18 protein-coding genes are annotated in these 17,630 nt (G+C 66.0%); 10 read left to right on the forward strand and 8 right to left on the reverse strand.

All coding sequences use genetic code 11. The annotated features are described in order from the left end of the window. Positions 1–113 precede the first annotated feature (113 nt). A complete protein-coding gene (locus DKG74_RS06085; protein ID WP_133251513.1) occupies positions 114–1,040 on the forward strand; it encodes a fatty acid desaturase family protein in 927 nt (308 codons plus the stop codon). Between the two features lie 134 nt (positions 1,041–1,174). Here DKG74_RS06085 and DKG74_RS06090 read toward each other — a convergent pair whose 3' ends face one another. Beyond that, positions 1,175–1,660 (reverse strand): MarR family winged helix-turn-helix transcriptional regulator, encoded by a 486-nt coding sequence (locus DKG74_RS06090; protein ID WP_109903669.1) that lies wholly within the window; start codon positions 1,658–1,660, stop codon positions 1,175–1,177. Positions 1,661–1,739: 79 nt separating this feature from the next. On the opposite strand from DKG74_RS06090, the gene DKG74_RS06095 reads away from it, so the two are divergent. Continuing rightward, entirely contained in the window at positions 1,740–3,986 is a 2,247-nt protein-coding gene (locus DKG74_RS06095; RefSeq protein WP_109903671.1) for a molybdopterin-containing oxidoreductase family protein, read from the forward strand. Continuing rightward, on the forward strand, positions 3,983–4,189 hold the full coding sequence (locus DKG74_RS06100) for a hypothetical protein (protein WP_109903673.1): 207 nt from the start codon (positions 3,983–3,985) through the stop codon (positions 4,187–4,189). The genes DKG74_RS06095 and DKG74_RS06100 overlap by 4 nt, the downstream gene beginning before the upstream one ends. Here DKG74_RS06100 and DKG74_RS06105 read toward each other — a convergent pair. Then, complete coding sequence (locus DKG74_RS06105; RefSeq protein WP_207779256.1) at positions 4,184–4,771, reverse strand: TetR/AcrR family transcriptional regulator; 588 nt, start codon at positions 4,769–4,771, stop codon at positions 4,184–4,186. The genes DKG74_RS06100 and DKG74_RS06105 overlap by 6 nt on opposite strands. Before the next feature lie 150 nt (positions 4,772–4,921). On the opposite strand from DKG74_RS06105, the gene DKG74_RS06110 reads away from it, so the two are divergent. After that, on the forward strand, positions 4,922–5,422 hold the full coding sequence (locus DKG74_RS06110) for a hypothetical protein (RefSeq protein WP_109903677.1): 501 nt from the start codon (positions 4,922–4,924) through the stop codon (positions 5,420–5,422). After that, entirely contained in the window at positions 5,383–5,973 is a 591-nt protein-coding gene (locus DKG74_RS06115) for a DUF6436 domain-containing protein (RefSeq protein WP_133251514.1), read from the forward strand. Before DKG74_RS06110 ends, DKG74_RS06115 begins: the two co-directional genes overlap by 40 nt. Here the strand turns inward: DKG74_RS06115 and DKG74_RS06120 are convergent. The 3 genes from DKG74_RS06120 to DKG74_RS06130 form a co-directional block, all read right to left on the reverse strand. After that, entirely contained in the window at positions 5,949–7,202 is a 1,254-nt protein-coding gene (locus DKG74_RS06120) for a cytochrome P450 (protein ID WP_207779257.1), read from the reverse strand. The two genes, DKG74_RS06115 and DKG74_RS06120, sit on opposite strands and share 25 nt — an antisense overlap. 91 nt (positions 7,203–7,293) lie before the next feature. Further along, the gene (locus DKG74_RS06125) at positions 7,294–8,430 is read right to left on the reverse strand and encodes an acyl-CoA dehydrogenase family protein (RefSeq protein ID WP_109903683.1); all 1,137 of its coding nucleotides are present in this window, start codon (positions 8,428–8,430) and stop codon (positions 7,294–7,296) included. Between the two features lie 11 nt (positions 8,431–8,441). Continuing rightward, a complete protein-coding gene (locus tag DKG74_RS06130) occupies positions 8,442–9,623 on the reverse strand; it encodes an acyl-CoA dehydrogenase family protein (RefSeq protein ID WP_109903685.1) in 1,182 nt (393 codons plus the stop codon). A 281-nt stretch (positions 9,624–9,904) separates the two neighbouring features. Between DKG74_RS06130 and DKG74_RS06135 the strand changes: the two genes are divergently transcribed. Continuing rightward, on the forward strand, positions 9,905–11,113 hold the full coding sequence (locus tag DKG74_RS06135; RefSeq protein ID WP_109903687.1) for a TetR/AcrR family transcriptional regulator: 1,209 nt from the start codon (positions 9,905–9,907) through the stop codon (positions 11,111–11,113). Between the two features lie 114 nt (positions 11,114–11,227). Here DKG74_RS06135 and DKG74_RS06140 read toward each other — a convergent pair whose 3' ends face one another. Continuing rightward, the gene (locus tag DKG74_RS06140) at positions 11,228–12,229 is read right to left on the reverse strand and encodes a helix-turn-helix transcriptional regulator (protein WP_165837552.1); all 1,002 of its coding nucleotides are present in this window, start codon (positions 12,227–12,229) and stop codon (positions 11,228–11,230) included. 169 nt (positions 12,230–12,398) lie between these two features. Here DKG74_RS06140 and DKG74_RS06145 point away from each other — a divergent pair, with 169 nt between their 5' ends. The 4 genes from DKG74_RS06145 to DKG74_RS06160 all read left to right on the forward strand — a co-directional run bounded on the left by DKG74_RS06145 (position 12,399) and on the right by DKG74_RS06160 (position 15,005). After that, positions 12,399–12,605 (forward strand): hypothetical protein, encoded by a 207-nt coding sequence (locus DKG74_RS06145; RefSeq protein WP_109903809.1) that lies wholly within the window; start codon positions 12,399–12,401, stop codon positions 12,603–12,605. Between the two features lie 74 nt (positions 12,606–12,679). Then, complete coding sequence (locus tag DKG74_RS06150) at positions 12,680–13,525, forward strand: hypothetical protein (protein WP_133251515.1); 846 nt, start codon at positions 12,680–12,682, stop codon at positions 13,523–13,525. Beyond that, a complete protein-coding gene (locus DKG74_RS06155) occupies positions 13,522–14,760 on the forward strand; it encodes an MBL fold metallo-hydrolase (protein WP_109903693.1) in 1,239 nt (412 codons plus the stop codon). Before DKG74_RS06150 ends, DKG74_RS06155 begins: the two co-directional genes overlap by 4 nt. Continuing rightward, positions 14,757–15,005: a hypothetical protein gene (locus DKG74_RS06160; RefSeq protein ID WP_109903695.1), complete on the forward strand. Its 249-nt coding sequence runs from the start codon at positions 14,757–14,759 to the stop codon at positions 15,003–15,005. The genes DKG74_RS06155 and DKG74_RS06160 overlap by 4 nt, the downstream gene beginning before the upstream one ends. Positions 15,006–15,012: 7 nt before the next feature. Here DKG74_RS06160 and DKG74_RS06165 read toward each other — a convergent pair whose 3' ends face one another. After that, positions 15,013–16,305, reverse strand: coding sequence for an NAD(P)/FAD-dependent oxidoreductase (locus DKG74_RS06165; protein WP_109903697.1), 1,293 nt, complete (start codon positions 16,303–16,305; stop codon positions 15,013–15,015). Further along, the gene (locus DKG74_RS06170; RefSeq protein ID WP_109903699.1) at positions 16,293–17,630 is read right to left on the reverse strand and encodes a glutamine synthetase family protein; all 1,338 of its coding nucleotides are present in this window, start codon (positions 17,628–17,630) and stop codon (positions 16,293–16,295) included. The genes DKG74_RS06165 and DKG74_RS06170 overlap by 13 nt, the downstream gene beginning before the upstream one ends.

Here is a 17,630-nt window from a genome sequence, read left to right on the forward strand (position 1 = left end):
GTCAGGTGGACAGGAAACGACGCGGGAAAAGAGGCACGGCGCCCCACGGACAAGGCGGCGGTGCGGCCCCTCTTCTCCAAGAACAAGGCGTCCATCCTGGAAGGAGACCGACATTGCAGACTCTGGAGACATTGAACCGGCAGGCGCTCGCGGCCGCGCATAAGCGGATGGGCGATTTCGCCTGGCTCACCGTCCTGCTGGCCGTCGGCGTCGCCGCCGCCCATATCGCCACGGTGTGGCTTTTCATCAGTGGCGCGATGCCGCCCTGGCTCGCCTTCTTCGCCATCGCGGCGCTGACCTATGCCTCCTACACGCCCCTCCACGAGGCGGCTCACAGCAATATCCAGGGACGGCACGCAGGTTTCCGGTGGGTTGGCGAAATATGCGGCTACCTCTGCGCGCCGATGATCATGCTGCCCCATTCCAGCCACCGGTTGGAGCATCTCGATCATCACCGCCACACCAACGACCCGGACAAGGACCCGGACTTCCACATCAGCACCATGGGCTCCGGGATCGGGACTTTCCTGCTGGCGCCCTGGAAACTGCTGTTCATTCACAGCACCTATATCTTCCGCCATCATTGGCACACCCGGGCGACCTTCGCGGCCAAATGCGTCTATGTCGCGGAACTCGTCTTCGGCCTGGGCTGGCGCGTCGCCGTGCTGACGCAGGTGCCGCTGGCCACCGGGCTTCCGGTGATCGTCGGCGGCTATGCCGTCGGCGCCTATTTCACGATCTACTGGTTCGCCTACCGTCCTCACTGGCCCTATGACAAGGTCGGCCGCTATGTCGATACCTGCAGCATGATCGTTCCCGGTTGGGCGGCGCCGCTGTACTGGATTCTGCTCGGCCAGTCGCTGCATTCCATCCATCACGCTTTCCCCCGCGTGCCCTTCTATCGCTATTACGGCGTGTTCCGGGAGGCCGAGGCCGCGATGCGGGCCCATGGCGCTCATGTCGTCGACATCTTCTCCAGTGCCCCCGTCCCCGCCGCCGCGTCGGCCAGTGCACACTCCAGCAAAGCCGCCGCCCCATGATCGTCCGCGCCTGTCGCGAGGGACCGGGTCATTCGCGTCCCCCCGGCAGGCCTTGTCGAGGCGCCACGTCCGCGGAATGGTGTATATACACCTATTAGGCGACAGCGTCACGGGAACACCGCCCATGGCCTGGCTCAATCGTCGCGGTCCCGGCTCTCGCCGGGATCGAGGCTCGCCAGCAGCCGCAAGCCCTTGAAAAGGTCACCCCATTGCTCGCCGCCAAGCCGCTCGTGCAACACCCGCTGCGCTTCCTGCCAGCGCGGGATGGCGATCTTCAGGGAATCGAAGCCCTTGTCGGTCAGCCGGACCAGGCGCTTGCGGCGGTCCTCCCCCTCGACCACCGCGACATGCCCGGAGCGTTCCAGAAGCTGCACGTTGCGGGCGAGCGTGGTCCGGTCGGTCTCGAGGTTGCGGGCGAGGCGGGACATCGTCACCTCGCCGAAATAATAGAGCCGGATCAACAGCGAAAGCTGGGCAATGCCGATATCCGCGTCGCCCAGATGCTCGGTATAGAGCTTGTTGATGGTCCGGTTCGCCGCGCGCAACTGCTCGGCGAAACAGACGTGCCGCTGGCTGCGGACAGCCTCGAGGTAATCGAGATGATAGCGCCTGTCGGTCATTTCAGTGTATATACACCAATAGAATAAAAATGTCTTGCGCGCCGGAGCGAGGGGCGCAGGGACGGGAGGAGAGATTAACATGCCGGGCGCACCGTCGGTCACGCCATCCGCTGTGGGCAGCCGCAGCATTCCCCGATCGAATCCTCGGCCCGGTGTCGAGACACGCAAGGCCCTGTGCGCCAGTTGCGATATCGCCTGCAGCGTCGTCACCGAGATCCAGAAAGGGCGGGTGACCCGCGTCCGCTCGTCGGACAATCCGCTGTTCAAGGACAATATCTGCGTGAAGGGGATCGTCGCCCCCAAGAATTTCGCCAATCCCGACCGCGTTCTCCATCCCCTGAAACGGGTTGGCGAACGGGGCTCCGGCCAATGGCAGCAAGTGACCTGGGACGAGGCCATGGCCGACATCGGCGCCCGGCTGACGCGGATCATCGACACCCACGGGCCAGAGGCCTGGGCCGTCTCCACGAGCCAGTGGAACACGGGCACCGATCATGGCCTTGGCCGCCGGCTGATGAATCACATCGGCTCGCCCAACTGGATCAGCGGTGTCGCGCTCTGCGCCGGCAACACCGCCGCCGTCAACCGGCTGACCTATGGTTGGTATCCCTGGCCGGATTACGACAACACGAGCTGCATCGTCCTGTTCGGCCATAATCCCGGGCGTAACTCCTGGGTGCCTGTCTACAACCAGATCCAGCGCGTGAAGGCCCGTGGCGGCAAGCTGATCGTGCTCGATCCACGCAAGAGCGAATGCGCGGAACTGGCCGATCTCTGGCTGCCGCTGAAGGTTGGCACGGATGCCGTCATGATGTTCGGCTGGCTGAAGGTCATCTTCGACGAGGGGCTTTACGACCGCGCCTTCGTCGACCGCTGGTGCACCGGCTTCGACGAGCTGCGCCGGCGCGTCGACGAGTTTCCGCTGTCCCGGGTCGCCGCGATCACCGGCTGCTCGCCGGAGCTGATTGCCCGGGCAGCCCGCATGTATGCCACCATGGGGCCGTCGGTGATCCCCTGGACACCGATCACCGACCAGCAACGCAACAGCACCTCGGGCATCCGCCTGCAGAGCATCCTTCGCGCCGTCTGCGGTTACCTGGACGTGCCCGGCGGCGAGGCGATGATGGGCTTTCACCCGAAGATCGTCTCGGAATCGGAAATCGAGATGCATCACGTCCTGCCGGAAAGCCAGAAGGCGAAGCAGCTCGGTTCGGACAGGCACCCTGCCTTCACCTATCGCGGGCAGGCGGCGCTGCGCGAGCCGTGCAAGCGGGTCTGGGGCCATGAATATGCCAATCAGGTCACGGGCTGTTACATGGCCAACCCGTCCGCCCTGTTCCGCGCCATGGCCGGCGACGGCCCCTATCCGGTGAAGGCCCTGTTCTCGCTCGGCAACAACACGCTGATGAGCTACGCCAACATGCCGCTGATCCTGCGGGCCTTCATGAATCAGGAACTGATCGTCGTGCAGGAGCATGTGATGACGCCGACCGCCCAACTGGCGGATTATGTCCTGCCCGGCGATTCATGGCTGGAGCGCCCCTGGATGTTCGATGGTTACGGCTGGCTTTCGCTTTACAAGCCGTCGCAGAAGTCGATGGAGCCGCCTGGTACCTGCAAGAGCACATTCGAATTCTGGAAGCTGATGGCCAATGCGCTCGGCCGGCCCGAGATCGTGCCCTGGCCGACCCTGGAAGCCTTCTACGACTGGCGCATCGCCGGCCTCGGCCTCGATTTCGAGACATTCGCCCGGACCTACGACGTCCACGCCGACAAGCTCGAATTCCGCAAATACGAACGCACCGGATTCGCGACCCCCAGCGGCAAGGTCGAGCTTCGCTCGTCCATCCTCGCCGACCTCGGCTTCGATCCCCTGCCCTATTGGCGCGATGCACCGCCGCCCGATCCGGACTATCCGCTCGAAATGTTCACCGGCGTGCGCGAAGCGGAATATTTCCAGACCGGCGGGCGCCATATTCCGGAAATGCGCGCCCGCAAGCCGGAGCCCGTGCTCTTCGTCAGTCCGGCCACCGCGGCGGCTGAGGGGCTCGGCGAAGGCGAATGGGTCACGGTCGAGACCCGCACCGGCGCAATCGAAATCACGGTCGGCATTCGCGCCAACATGCCCGATGGGCTCGTTCGCATTCCCCATGGCTGGTGGAAACCGGAAATGGAGCAGGGCGCGGGCAGGCTGTCCGGCGCGCTGCGCTATGCCGACGCCCTGCTTTGTCCCGACGACGAGGATTTCCTGGACGCGGAGCAGGGCATCCCGCACCTGAAGGGCGTCCCCTGCCGGATCGTCAGGCGTTCGGGAGGCGCGGCATGAAATCCTATGCCCTGCGCGCCATCGCGGCCAAGGCGGGCTTCGCCCTGGCCAAGAAGGCCTCGCGCAACATCACGCTCGGCGACCGCCTGGCCCGGCGTCTGCTGGAGCGCGTCCTCCGTTTCAACTTCGATCTCGACGACATGGTCCTGAACGATCGGGGCTATGACCCCGACGAATTGGAGCGTTACCAGAAACGGCTATAGCCCGCCGCCTTCCGCGATCGCTTCGGCCAGGAACGTCTCGAGTTCCTGGCCTACATCGTCGAGGGCTTGCGGACTTCGCGACGATCGGCAGAGCGCCACCGTGCCCTCGACAGAAGCGATGACCAGTGTGGCCAGGCGACGCGCCCGTTCCGTCGCCACGCCTTCCCGCGTCAACCCCCTGGCCAGGACATCCTGCCACTGGCCGAAGATTCCTCGGGTCATGTCGAGCAGGCGAGCCTGCCCCTCCGCATGGGGAAAGCCGTCCTCGCCGATGAATTCCTCGACGGCAACGGCCAGCACCGGACAACCGGCCTCGAAAGCACTGTCCGTCAGGATCTTGCGCCATCCCGCGATAAAGGCGCGAAGCCCCGCCCTGACGCCATGAGCCTCGACCAGCAGGGCCAGGGGTTGACCGGCCTCGTTCCCCGCGAAAGCCAGCGCCTCCTCGACCAGCTGCAACTTGCCGCGCGGGAAATGATGTCCCACCGATCCCCGGGGGGTTCCGGTGTGCCGCACGATTTCCCGGATACTGGTGGCATTCAGCCCGCGACGCCGGATCAGGTCCGCCGCGCCAGCCACCATCCGGCCTTTCGTATCGCCTCTCATGCCTACCCCGCACGATGAATAGGTCGCACCGCGAACAAGATTGACTATGACGCATGGCATAATCTACCGTCCAGGCACTATGCCATGCGGCATAGAACCACGAAACCATCACGGCAGGAACCGCCCATGGCCTGGACGCTCAGGATATACAAGGCCCTTATCTGGCTGTCGCTCTATGGCGCCGCCCTGCATTTTTTCGATAATGTCTATTTCTTCGATCAGTATCCGGAGCCGGCCTGGTTGAATCCCGTCGCCGTCGCGGCACTCCTGATCCCCTTGGTGCTGCTGGCGCATCGCGCGGTCGACTACATCTATATCGGCAAAGCCGACCGCAGCTACTCGCTGGTCCACGGTTTCGTGTCGGGCAGCTGGCTCTCGCTCGGGCACTATCTATTCGCCAGCCCGGCGCAGATCCTGCCACGCATCAACATCATCATCGCGATCCAGGTCGGGCTGGCGACCGTTCTGTTCGTCTATGCCCTCTGGCTGCAGCTCTCGCGTTCGCCCTCGTCGATCCGCTACACCGGACGCGCCTGGGCCAAGAATATCGCGCTTTACGCGGTGGCGATCGTCATCCTCGAGACCCTGTGGCCGTCCAGATTCAGCGACTGGTGGACGTTCTGGTGACGGACAGTCTCTACGACCGGGTCCTGATCTTCTTCGCCTGGGCGGGGCCGTTATGCCTCGTCGCGCTCGGCGGCTGGCAGACATCGCTCGAAACCTGGTACTTCACCCCAGCGCGTGCAGCGACGGAGGCCTTCGCCGGCAACTTCGTTGCCGACGTATCGCGCTGGATGAATGCCCATGCGGATGACGAAACCCGCATCACCCTGATCGTCGACCGGGAATGCCCCTGCACGCGATCGACGATCATCAAGATCGAAGCCGAACGGCGCAGGATCGGAAACCTGCCACCGCTGCGGGTCGTCTATCTCGACGACACGGCAGGGCCGGATCGGGTCGCCCTCGCGGCGGTGCTGGACGGCATCCCCTCGACCCCAACCCTGATCGTCATGGATGGGGCCAGCCTGCGATACGCCGGCCCCGCCGTCAGCGGCGGGACATGCACCGGATCGGAGCAACGCATCCTCGGCCTCGCCACATTGACGGCCCGGCCCGCATCCCCCGTTCTCAACCCGATCGACCGCGGCTGCTATTGCCCCCTGTCCAGAGGGTGAAGGCGGACCTGCACTTCCTCGTAGCCGTTGACGAAATTCGACAGCACGCGCCTTGGCGGCGCCACGAGCTCGATGCGGGAAAAGCGCTTCATGATCTCTTCCCAGAGCACGCGAAGCTGCATCTCCGCCATGCGATTGCCCATGCAGCGATGGATGCCGAAACCGAAGGCGATGTGATGGCGGGCGCGGGTCCGGTCGACGCGAAATTCCTCGGGGTTTTCGATCACGCCATCGTCCCGATTACCCGAGCAATACCAGAGCACGACCTTGTCCCCCTTCCGCATCCGCTTGCCCTTGAAGGTGAAGTCCTCGGTCACCGTCCGGCGCATGTGGGAAAGCGGCGTCTGATACCGGATGATTTCCGAAACCATGTTGGTGATCAGGGCCGGGTCGGCGCGCAGCTTGTCGTATTCTTGCGGGTTCTGGTTCAGGAACACGACGCCGCCCGAAATCGAATTCCGCGTCGTGTCGTTGCCGCCGACGATGAGCAGCATGACATTCCCCATCAGCGCGTTGGGATCCTGGACCAGATTTCTCGTTTCGGGATTGTGGGCGAGCAGCGAAATGAAATCCAGCGATGGCGGCGCCGCGGCCCGCTGGTGCCAGAGCCGCGTGAAATACGCGAGACATTCCATCAGGATCTTCTGCCGGGCCGTCATGTCGGTCTGGACACCGCAGGCTTCCGAGTTCGTCGACACATCGGACCAATAGGGCAGCAGGTGGCGATCCTCGAAGGGGATGTCGAACAAGGTCGCCAGCATTTGCGCCGTCAATTCCTTCGACACCCTCTCGACCCAGTTGAAGGTGGGTCCGACGGGCAAGCCGTCGAGGATGGCACCGGCCCGGCGCCGGATCAGATCCTCGAGTTCGGCAAGCCGGGGCGCGCCGACGGCGGGCGCCGCCGCCTTCCGCTGCACGTCATGCACCGGCGGATCCTTGGCGATGAACATCGGCATCAGGTATTCCGCCGGAACGTCGCCGATCACGATCACCGGTTCGGACGAAAACACTTTCGTGTTGGTCTCGATCTCGACGATGTCGTCGAAGCGCGTGATCGACCAATAGGGGCCGAAGGCACTGTCGGCGCAGTAATGCACCGGGTCCTCCCGGCGGAGCCGGCGGAAATATTCTCCCTGGGCGTTGTTCAGGAAAATCTCCGCCTGGCTCGGGTCGATCTCGGCCAGCGGCAGCGCCCAGGGATCCGGCACGCCCCTATCAGAAATACGCAAGGTCTCCATTCGTCTCCTCCGTTGTCTTCTTCGTTATGATCGGATCAGAGCGCATTGGGGTCGGGCGGCTGGCCCCCCGCCGCCCGACCCGTCAATATCCCGCGCGGCGGGCGATCTGGTCGGCCAGGAAGTCCGTGTCACCGAAGCTTTCCGCGAGGACACGACCACGCTTCATGTAAAAGCCGATATTATATTCATCGGTCATGCCGATGCCGCCGTGCATCTGGACACCTTCCTGAACCGCCAGTGTCGTCGCCAGGCCCGCCATGGCCTTGGCGACCATGACGGCCTCTTCGGCCCGGGCATCGGCGGCATCGACAAGCTGCTGGGCCTTGAGGATCGCGGCCCGCGCCACCTCGAGTTCGGCATAGAGATGAGCCGCCCGGTGCTGGAGCGCCTGGAACGAGCCGATGGTCTGGCCGAACTGCTTGCGCTCCTTCAGATAGCCGACGGTCATGTCCATGGCGCCCGCGCCGACGCCAAGCAGCTCCGCCGCCGCGCCGACGCGCACACTGTCGAGGATCGCGGTCAGCGGCCCCCAGCCCCCGTCGATCTCGCCGATCACCGCGTCGGCCGAGACCTCAACGCCGTCGAAGCGAAGGTCGGCCACGATGCTGGCGTCCGCCAGCCGCCGCGGCTCGGCGTGAAGCGCCGCCGCGCCCTTTTCAATGGCGAACAGCGTAATGCCCTCGGTATCGCCGGCACGTCCGGCGGTCCGCGCCGCGACCACGACGAGATCGGCGACATGGCCGTGCGTAACGAAGGTCTTGGCCCCGGACAGCCTGAAACCGTTACCGGCGCGCTCGGCCGTCAGCGCGGTCGCGGCCGGCCGGTGCTTCGCCCTCTCGTCGATCGCGAGGGCCGCGACCGCGTCCCCCGAAAGAATGGCCGGAAACCAGCGCCCGCGCTGGGCGGCGCTGCCGGCCTTCAGGGCCTCGACCGCGCCGATCGCCGTGGACAGGAACGGCGACGGCGTCAGGTTGCGGCCGATTTCCTCCAGCACGATGCCGGCCTCGACCGCGCCGAGGCCAAGGCCGCCCTCCGCTTCCGGGATCAGCATCCCGGTAAAGCCCATCTCGGAGAACTGCTTCCAGAGGGCGGGCGCGTAACCCTTCGGCTCCTTCGCGTCGCGGAGACCGCGCATATGCGCGATCGGCGCGGTTTCACCCACGAAGGCGCGGGCACTGTCGCGCAGCATCGACTGCTGATCGTCGAGATACAGGGGCATGGCGATCCTCCTCAGGCGCTCGGCAGGTCGAGAATGCGTTTGGCGATGATGTTGAGCTGAACCTCGCTGGTCCCGCCCTCGATCGAATTCGCCTTGGTGCGCAGCCAGGCGCGGGCCGCGGCACCGCCATTGGAGGCGGCGCTTTCCCAATCCAGCGCACCCGAGCCGCCGGCGGCCATGATCAGCTCATGCCGGGCCTTGTTCAGTTCGGTGCCGTAATATTTCATCATCGACGGTTGCGCCGGATGGGCCTTGCCGGCCTTCAATTCGTCGATGAAACGCTCCGACATGGCCCTGAAGGCGGCCGCCCGCACCTCGAACAGCGCGATGCGGGCGCGCAGCACCGGCTCGTCCAGCAGCCCTCGGTCGTCACGGCCCATGGACTGCAGGGCGATCTCGGGCAAAGGCACGCCGGCCTCGCCGAGGCCCATGGCGCTGATCATCTCCCGCTCGTGGCCGAGCAGATATTTGGCGACGTCCCAGCCCTTGTTCAGTTCGCCGACAAGGTTTTCCTTCGGCACCTTCACGTCGTCGAAAAAAGTCTCGCAAAACGGCGAATAGCCCGAGATCAGCAGGATCGGCTTGGTGCTGACCCCTGGCGAAGCCATGTCGAAAAGCACGAAACTGATGCCGTTGTGCTTGCTCGTCCTGTCGGTCCGGACGAGGCAGAAAATCCAGTCCGCCTTGTCGGCATAGCTGGTCCAGATCTTCTGGCCGTTGACCAGGAAATGGTCGCCCCTGTCCTCGGCCCGGGTGGCGAGACTGGCCAGATCGGACCCCGCGTTGGGCTCGGAATAGCCCTGGCACCAGCGGATTTCGCCCCGGGCGATGCGCGGCAGATGTTCCCTCTTCTGCGCTTCGTTGCCGTATTTCAGCAGCGCCGGCCCCAGCATCCAGATGCCGAAGCTCGACAGCGGCGACCGGCAGCCGAGCCGCGCCATTTCCTGTCGCAGGACTTTGGTCTCCGCCGGATCGAGGCCGCCGCCGCCATATTCCCGGGGCCAATCCGGTACGGTCCAGCCCCTGGCCGCCATGCGCTCCAGCCACAGCTTCTGTTCGGGACAGGAAAAGACCGGATTGCGCCCGCCCCAGCACATGTCCTCGTCGCCCCTGGCCGGCTGCCGCATGGCGGCCGGGCAGTTTTCCTCGAGCCAGGCCGCCACCTCGGCCCGGAAGCCTGCGAGATCGCTCATGTCCTCTCCCTCCGCCCCATTGTTTTCGGGTACATACCCATATTTCTAAAACAAATTTTCGAGGCCGCACAAGGTGAACGTCTCAAGCCGCGGGGACGCGACGTAAGGCAAAGGGCACAAGCACCAATGGCGATCAGGAGCCATAAGATATACCTGCGCCGCCGACATACCGATTCTCTGAATTGGCAAACGACCGGCAATCATCGAGACTGGCGCGATCGCGGCACGCGCGGTCGCGGCGCTTCGGCCGCGCCCCACTCCCGCCCTAGCGAGTAGAATCCGTGACCCCAGCGACCGCAGAAACCCGGCAATATCTCGCGAAGCGCGAGCGCATCCTCGACGCGGCGGCGGCCCTGGTGAACAGCAGCGGTGTCCGCGCCCTTTCGATCGCCGACGTCGCGGACAGCGTCGGCCTCGGCACGACCAGCATCACCTACTATTTCCGCCGGAAGGAGCTTCTGGTCGCGGCCTGCTTCGATCGCGCGCTCGACCGGCTCGACAGGCTGGTCAGCCTGGCGGAGCAAGAGCCCGATGCCGAGCGGCGGGTAACCCGCTATGTCGAGGAGAATTTCGCCATGCTGGGCCGCGTGGCCCGGGGGGAGGAGACCCCGGTGGCCCGCCTGTCGGATCTGCGCGCCCTCGATGAACCCCTTCGAGGCCAGCTCATCGGCCGGTACCTGACCATCTATCGCCGCGTCCGGCATTTCTGGGACAGCGACGGCAGTCCCCTGCAACGCGCCAGACAGACCGCCCGCGCTCATATCCTGCTCGATACCGTGTTCTGGATGCCGGCCTGGCTGCCGCTCTACGACCCTCGGGATTATGGCCGGGTCTGCCATCGCCTGCTGGAGTTGCTGCGGCACGGCCTGCTGCCGGCGGGAGCGCCAGCGGCAGGATTGGAGACGGGAAGCCTCCAGGTCCCCGATCTCGCCACCTCGCCCTTCCTGGCCGCGGCCATCCGGTTGATCAACACACGAGGCTACAAGGGTGCCTCGGTCGATCTGATCGCCGCCGAACTGGGCGTCACCAAGGGCAGTTTCTACCATCACCTCGACGGCAAGGACGATCTGGTGCAGGCCTGCTTCGAGCAGAGCTTTCAGTGGATCGACGATGCCCAACGCCAGGCGGACGCCGCCGGAGGGCCGCATGGCGAGCGCCTCGTGAAAGCGATGCTTTCCCTGGTGACGCGCCAGCTGTCGCCGTCGGCGGCCCCACTGCTGCGTAACATCGCGCTACACACGCTGCCCCAGGCGATCAGCGCGCAGGTCATGGCGAAATCCCGGCGCATCACGGCGCGTTTCGCCGGCACGATGATCGACGGCATCACGGACGGCTCGATCCGGCCGATCGACCCCTGGATCGCCGCCCAGACGCTGATGGTTACACTCAACGCCGCCTATGAGTTACGGCATTGGGCGGCGCGCTGCGGCCTGGAAAATGCGATGGCGACTTACGCCCAGGCCTTCCTTTTCGGATTGTTCAACGAATGAACCGCTGCGAAATGCTCCTGCCGCCGTCGGCGGGGCTGACCCGTCCGCTCGGCACAGAGGACCTCCGGTCCGAGGGTTAAGATCTCTGACGGCGAATGAGGGGCCAGACCGGCTTCAAGCCCCCTGGAGTCGTCGCAGCGTCAGACGGAGCAGTTCTTCGTAGCGAGCCCTAAGACAGTCCGGCTCGACGATCTCGACACTGTCGCCCCAGGTGAAGAGGTGCCAGCACATCTCGAGAAGTCCGCCGGCACGAAACCGCACCGTGACAGAACCATCCGGTGCCGTGGTCACGGTCTGAGCGGGATGGAAGGCGAAGGCGGCCGCATCTCGTGCCGCGTCGCCCCGGAAGCGCCAGACGACGTCGACCGGATCCTCATGAAAGACGCCAAAGGATTGCGCGACGAAACCCGCCATGGAGACAGCGGGATCGCGGACAAACGGCATGTCCTCGAGGCTCGCCTGCTCGATGCCGCTGACGGCGAAGAGGCGCAGGAACGGGCCCTTGTCTTGGCCGACATCATGACCGACGAGATAGGTGCGGGCGCCGAGTAACAGGCCATAGGGCTCCACCGTCCGCCGCTGGCGGGGGCCCACCCCCCGCCTTGCCCGGTAGCTGACGGAAAGACGACGGCTGGCCTTGATCGCCTGCCGGATCGTCGACAGCACGTCGCCCGACACGATGGGCCTCGGCCCGGGCCGATGGGCGATTCCTTCGGCCTCCATCAGGGCTTCGACATCCGGCTCCAGCCGCATGGCCAGTTTCGGCGGGATCAGCGCGGCAATCCTGCTCGCCAAGCGGCGCAGGCGACCGGCACCATCGTCGTTCCCCTGGGCGGCCATCATGCCGGCGGCACTCGCGAGCAGGGACAGATCGTCGGCGCTGACATCGACCAGCCGATCGACCGTCTGGGGCGGCAGATACCAATACTTCCGCCCGTCATCGCCCAGCCGGAAGTCCAGCGCCGGAAAGACCTGCGCCACCGCGTCGCGCAGTCGATGCGCCGTCCGTTCGGAGACCCCGAGGCGCGCGCCAATGTCGTCGAGCGTGAGCCCGGCATGGCTGGCCCTCAGCGCCAAGGCGAGGTCCAGAACTTTGGCGACTTTTTCCTGACGCATGTCACCTGACCGAATCTGGCAGTTCACAATGGTACTTGAAGATCGCGGCGGATGACGAGCCAAAGTTAACGTCAATGAAACCATGGGTTAAGAAAAATAACTCAGCGCCACCCTTGGCATTAATCGAACGCACGCCTCCGCCAAAAATGGAAGCTTGAAGGAGAACGAAATGGCAATCGGCAGCGCGGTGGAAAAGGGACCCACGGTCTATGTCTATGACGAACGGGGGCGACAGCTCTTCACCAAGTCGCGGGGCAGCCAGCCGACGGATGGCCTCAAGGGTTACACCTCCGGCACCGTGAGCATTCGGCATGGCTTCACCATCTTCACCTATGACGACAAGGGCCGGCAGGTGTCGAGCACGAGCGCGCGGTAATGCCCACGTCCAGGCAAAGGTCAGAAGGCATGACGATCTTCTCTCGCCGGTTCCGCCCGCTCGATGCCGCGACCGTGGAAAACGACGGCCTGTTCACAGCCTTGTCGAGACATTGGCAGCCGGCTGGCTGCGATGATCCGCGGCAACCGGGATTGCGGCTGGCGGTCCGAAACGGTTACCTGAACTTCTACCGTCTCGGCCAATCGGTCGCGAAGCTCGGCTTCGACAGGCGTGGCCGGCTTCATGCCGAAGTCCATCACAAGTATCTCGACGGGAATGCCGCCGGCCAGAAGTACGAAAAACTGACGACCGCCGACGGTTTGTCGGAATGGATCGAGCGATGCGAGGGATTTACGTCGAAGGAAAAATGCTTCGTCGACAGGGTCGTCGGCCGGAACGCCGGGGTGATCGACCTCGAGATGGCCTTGCCGGCCGGCCATGACAGCGCCGGACGCAAGATCGCACCCCGGGTCGATCTGGTCGCCCTGGAGCGCACGACCGCAGGCCACCGCATCGTCTTCTGGGAGGTGAAGCTCGCCACCGACGCCCGCGTCCGGCGCCAGGGGGATGCACGGCCCGAGGTCGTGGAACAACTGGAGACCTATGGGGGCTGGCTGCGCGACCACGCCGACATGGTCGCCGAAGCCTACCGCGAGAACTGCCGCGTGCTGCGTGATCTCCACCACGCCGCCGCGACACGCCATCCGCTCGGCGAGACGATCCTCGATGTCGCGAACGGCGACCTGCCCCTCGAAGTCGATCCGGTGCCCCGCCTGCTGATCGCCGATTTTCGGGGCGACGATCAGAAGGGTGCTGGCAGTTTCGCGGCGAACGGCCACGAGGCAAAGCTGCGGACGGCCCGATGCCGCCTCCATGTCGTGCGGAACGAGAGCGATCTCACCTTGCCGGTCCTGCCATGACCGTCGAGTTGATCGTTCATCGCGGCACGCGGGAAATCGGCGGCTCCTGCATCGAGATCCGGCATTCGGGCGGCGACCGCCTGATCCTCGACGCCGGCCGCCCGCTGGACGCGCCGGACGGCGCGAGCGGACTGCTGCCCGCCAGCCTCGACCGGCGTGGCCTCGCGACCGTCCTGATCAGCCATCCGCATCAGGACCATTGGGGATTGAGCGAAGAATTGCCGGCCGCCTGGCCGGTCTGGACCGGCGCCGCCTCGGCTCGCCTGATCGGCCTGACCGCGGACACGATGCGTCGTCCCCTGTCCCGCACCTTGTCCACCTGGGACAGCCGCGGCGGCCCCCTCGCGCTCGGGCCTTTCACGGTCACGCCGATCCTGACCGATCATTCGGCCTTCGACGCCCATATGCTGCTGATCGACTGTGACGGCCGGCGCATTCTCTACACGGGGGACTTCCGGCGTCACGGCCGAAAGTCGGTGCTGGTGGACCGCATGATGGCCACCCCGCCGTCCGCGATCGACGTGATGCTGACCGAAGGGACCAATCTCGGCACCGACAAGCCCACCGTCTCCGAAGCCGATCTCGAAAAGGATTTCGCCACCCTGATCGACCGGACGCCGGGCCGTCTCTTCGTCTCCTGGTCGGCGCAGAACATCGACCGGACGGTGACCCTCTTCCGGGCGGCGCGGCAGTGCGGCCGGACACTCGTCATTGATCTCTATACCGCCGATGTCCTCGACCATGTGGCTCCGGGAACCCGGCTTCCCCACCCCGGCCTGCCCGATATCAAGGTCGTCATGACCCACGGACTCGCGGCCGCCTATCGGCGCCGGGGCCGCGAGGATTACGTTCGCCGCATGGTGAAGCAGGGAATTTCGGCGGCACGCCTGCAATCCCGCCGCGATGTCGTCATGCTTCGCCAAGGGTTGCTGCACGACTACCAGCACAAGGGCGTGGTGCCCTGCGCCGACGACGCCCTGTGCTTCTCCATGTGGCGCGGCTATTTCGACGATCCGCGTTTCGCCGGCCCGCTCGACTGGTGCCGGTCCCATGGTGTTCCGATCCACCAGATCCATACCAGCGGCCATGCTTCGCCCGCCGACCTCCGCGCCTTCGCCGGCGCCATGAAGCCCGGGGTCGTGGTGCCGGTCCACGGGGTGAAATGGGACGAGGCGGCAGAAGGGTTTCCGCCCCTGCGCCGCCTTGATGACGGCGACATCATGAGACTGCCATGACCGGTCGGGGGCCTTGTGTCGGCATTTTCTGGAAAGTCGGCGCCTTCGTGCCGCTCGACCGGACGCCGCTGGCGCAGGCCGCCCCCTATGGCGACGGCCTGACGCAGGGCACCGATCATGCCGACCGGCGGCTTCAGGCTCGTGCCCTCATCACGCGCCTCGCAGCCCTCGACGTTACCTCGGGCACGGCCGGCGTCAGACAAAGGCTGGCAGAATTGGTGGCGGATCGGGTGAATGCGGCCTGACACGGGGTCAAAGGCCGAGGCGGTCGCGCAGCCTGTAATAGGCCATGCCGGCTGCCAGCAACGGGGCTCGCAGGGCAGGCCCTCCCGGAAAGGCCTGCGCGGGCAGGCCGGCGAACAGATCGAAGACCGCCGAGCGGCCCAGGGCCGCCTCCGCCAGGACCTGTCCCATATAGGGCGCCAGCACGACACCCCGGCCGGAGAAGCCACCGGCGGCCAAGCCCGCCTCGCCGATTCGCCGGACATAGGGCATACGGCTCATGGTGATGCCGAGCGTGCCGCCCCAGGCATGGGCGACAGCGACGCCGCCGAGTTGGGGAAAAACCCGCAGCATGTGGCGGCGGACGAAATCCGCAAGGTTACGGGGATCGCGATAGGAATAGGTTTCCCCCCCGCCGAAGACGAGGCGGCGGTTGCGATCGACCCGGAAGTAATAGACGACGAAACGGCTGTCGCTGGCGGCGGCCCCCCCGGCGATCAGACTGGCGGCCAGCGGGGGCGGCAGCGGCTCGGTCGCCAGGATATAGTTGCGGATGGGCATGACGTGCCGGTCGATCGCAGAGACCAGCCCGCTCGTCATGCCGTTCCCGGCATGGATCACCTGGCGGGCCGTGACCTTGCCGCCGGGGGTCACGATCCCGGCGGGCACGCCGTCCCGGACCGCCAGCGCGGGTGTCGCCTCGAAGACGCGGACGCCGGCCTCGAGCGCCCGCCGGGCAAGCCCGAGCGCCAGCTTGAGCGGCTGGACATGGCCCGAGGCGGCATCGTGCAGGCCGCCGCAATAGGCATCGCTCGCCACCCTTTGCCGGATATCCGCCGGCCCCAACGGCGTAAGCGCCTCGAAGCCATAGTGGCGGCGCATGTGTTCCGCATGGCGGGACAAGGCCTCCACCGCCCGCGGTCGGTGTTCCAGGCGATAGACCCCCGGGGTGTAGTCGCAGTCAAGGCCGGAAGCGATCAACCCCTGGAAATGGGTCATGGCGTCGAGCGCGACATCCCACAGGCGATGGGCGACCTCGAGACCATAGAGGCGTTCCAGCTCCTCCTGTTTCAGGCGCAATCCGGTGCTGGCATGGCCGCCGTTCCGCCCGCTGGCGCCGTCGCCGACACGACCGGCCTCCAGCAGGACGACATCCCGTCCCGCCTGCGCCAGGCGAAGGGCCGCCGCCAGTCCGGTGAAGCCGCCGCCGATCACGCAGACATCGGCGGTCACGGCCTCGCGCAGCACGGGCTGCTCCGGCAGGGGGGGACAGGTCGCGGCATACACCGTGCCTGGCGGCGGCGCGGGGCTCACAGATACCATTCGTATTCCACCGGCGAATAGAAGGACAGCAGGCGGCGATATTCACGCGCCCGGACGTCGACGAAAACATCGACCAGCGACGGGCCGAGCGCCTCCCGCAGGGCCGCGCTGCCCGCCAGCACGGCGAGGGCGGCCGGCAGATCCGTGGGCACCGCGGGGTCGGCCAGCAGATTGGCGTTGCCGGTCGACGGCGGTCCGGGGTCGATCCGCCCCTCGATCCCGTGCAGCACACTGGCAAGGACCGAGGCCATGACCAGATGGGGATGGGCGTCGCCACCAGCGACGCGATGCTCGATCCGCCGCGCCGACGGGTCGCCACCAGGCACCCGAAAGGCGACGGAGCGGTTGTCGAAGCCCCAGCTGCGGTTGATGGGCACGAAATTGCCCGGCACGAAGCGGCGATAGGCATTGTGATGGGGGGCGTGAAGCGCCAGGCAATCGGGCATCAACGCGCGGATGCCACCGATGGCGTGGCGCAGCAGCGTCTCCCCGCCCTCGGCGGCGAAGAGATTGCGCCCCGCCCCGTCGACCATGGAGAGATGAAGATGCAGGCCGTTGCCCGGCTGGTCGGCGAAAGGCTTGGCCATGAAGGTGACGTCGAGATCGTGGGAACGCGCGGCATTCCACAGGATCTGGCGCAGCAGCAGAACCTCGTCGGCCGAGCGGGCGGGATCGTCGCCGTGGTGAAGATTCAGCTCGAACTGGCCGATTCCGGTCTCTGACGTCACCCCGCCGAGGCGCAGCCCCATCGCCTCGGCGTAACGGCGCACCGTCTCGAAGAACGGATCGAGTGTATCGAGCACCGGCGTGCCATGTGAGCGCGACCAGGCCGGTACGTCGCGGAACAGCGGCGGCAGCACGGGCGAACCGTCTGGCCCGCGCTTGCGGTCGATGACGTGAAATTCGACCTCGAAGGCCGTGACCGGCCGGAGACCCGATGCGCGGAGACGCGCCAGCACGCGATCGAGGACATTGCGGGGATCATGGCCGAGCGGATCGCCGTCGCCCCACACCATGCGCATCAGCACCTGGGCGGTGGGCCGCGCCGTCCACGGCAGGCGGGTGACGGAGCCGGGCACCATGACGCCCGCGCCGTCGGGATCGCCGTCGGAAATGCCCCGCCCGTCGGCATCCAGGCATTCGCCCGGTGTCGTCAGGGCCATGATCGCCTGGGGAATCCTCAGTCGTCCGCCGGACAGCGCCGCCGCCTCGGCGCGGGGCAGACGCTTGCCGCGCAGACGGCCGGAGAGGTCCGGGAAGACGGCGTCGATTTCGACGATATCGGGATTGTCGGCAAGGAAACGGTCGATCGTCGCGTCGTCCAT

Origin of the sequence: Zavarzinia aquatilis, assembly GCF_003173035.1 — a bacterium.
Taxonomy (GTDB): Bacteria; Pseudomonadota; Alphaproteobacteria; order Zavarziniales; family Zavarziniaceae; genus Zavarzinia; species Zavarzinia aquatilis.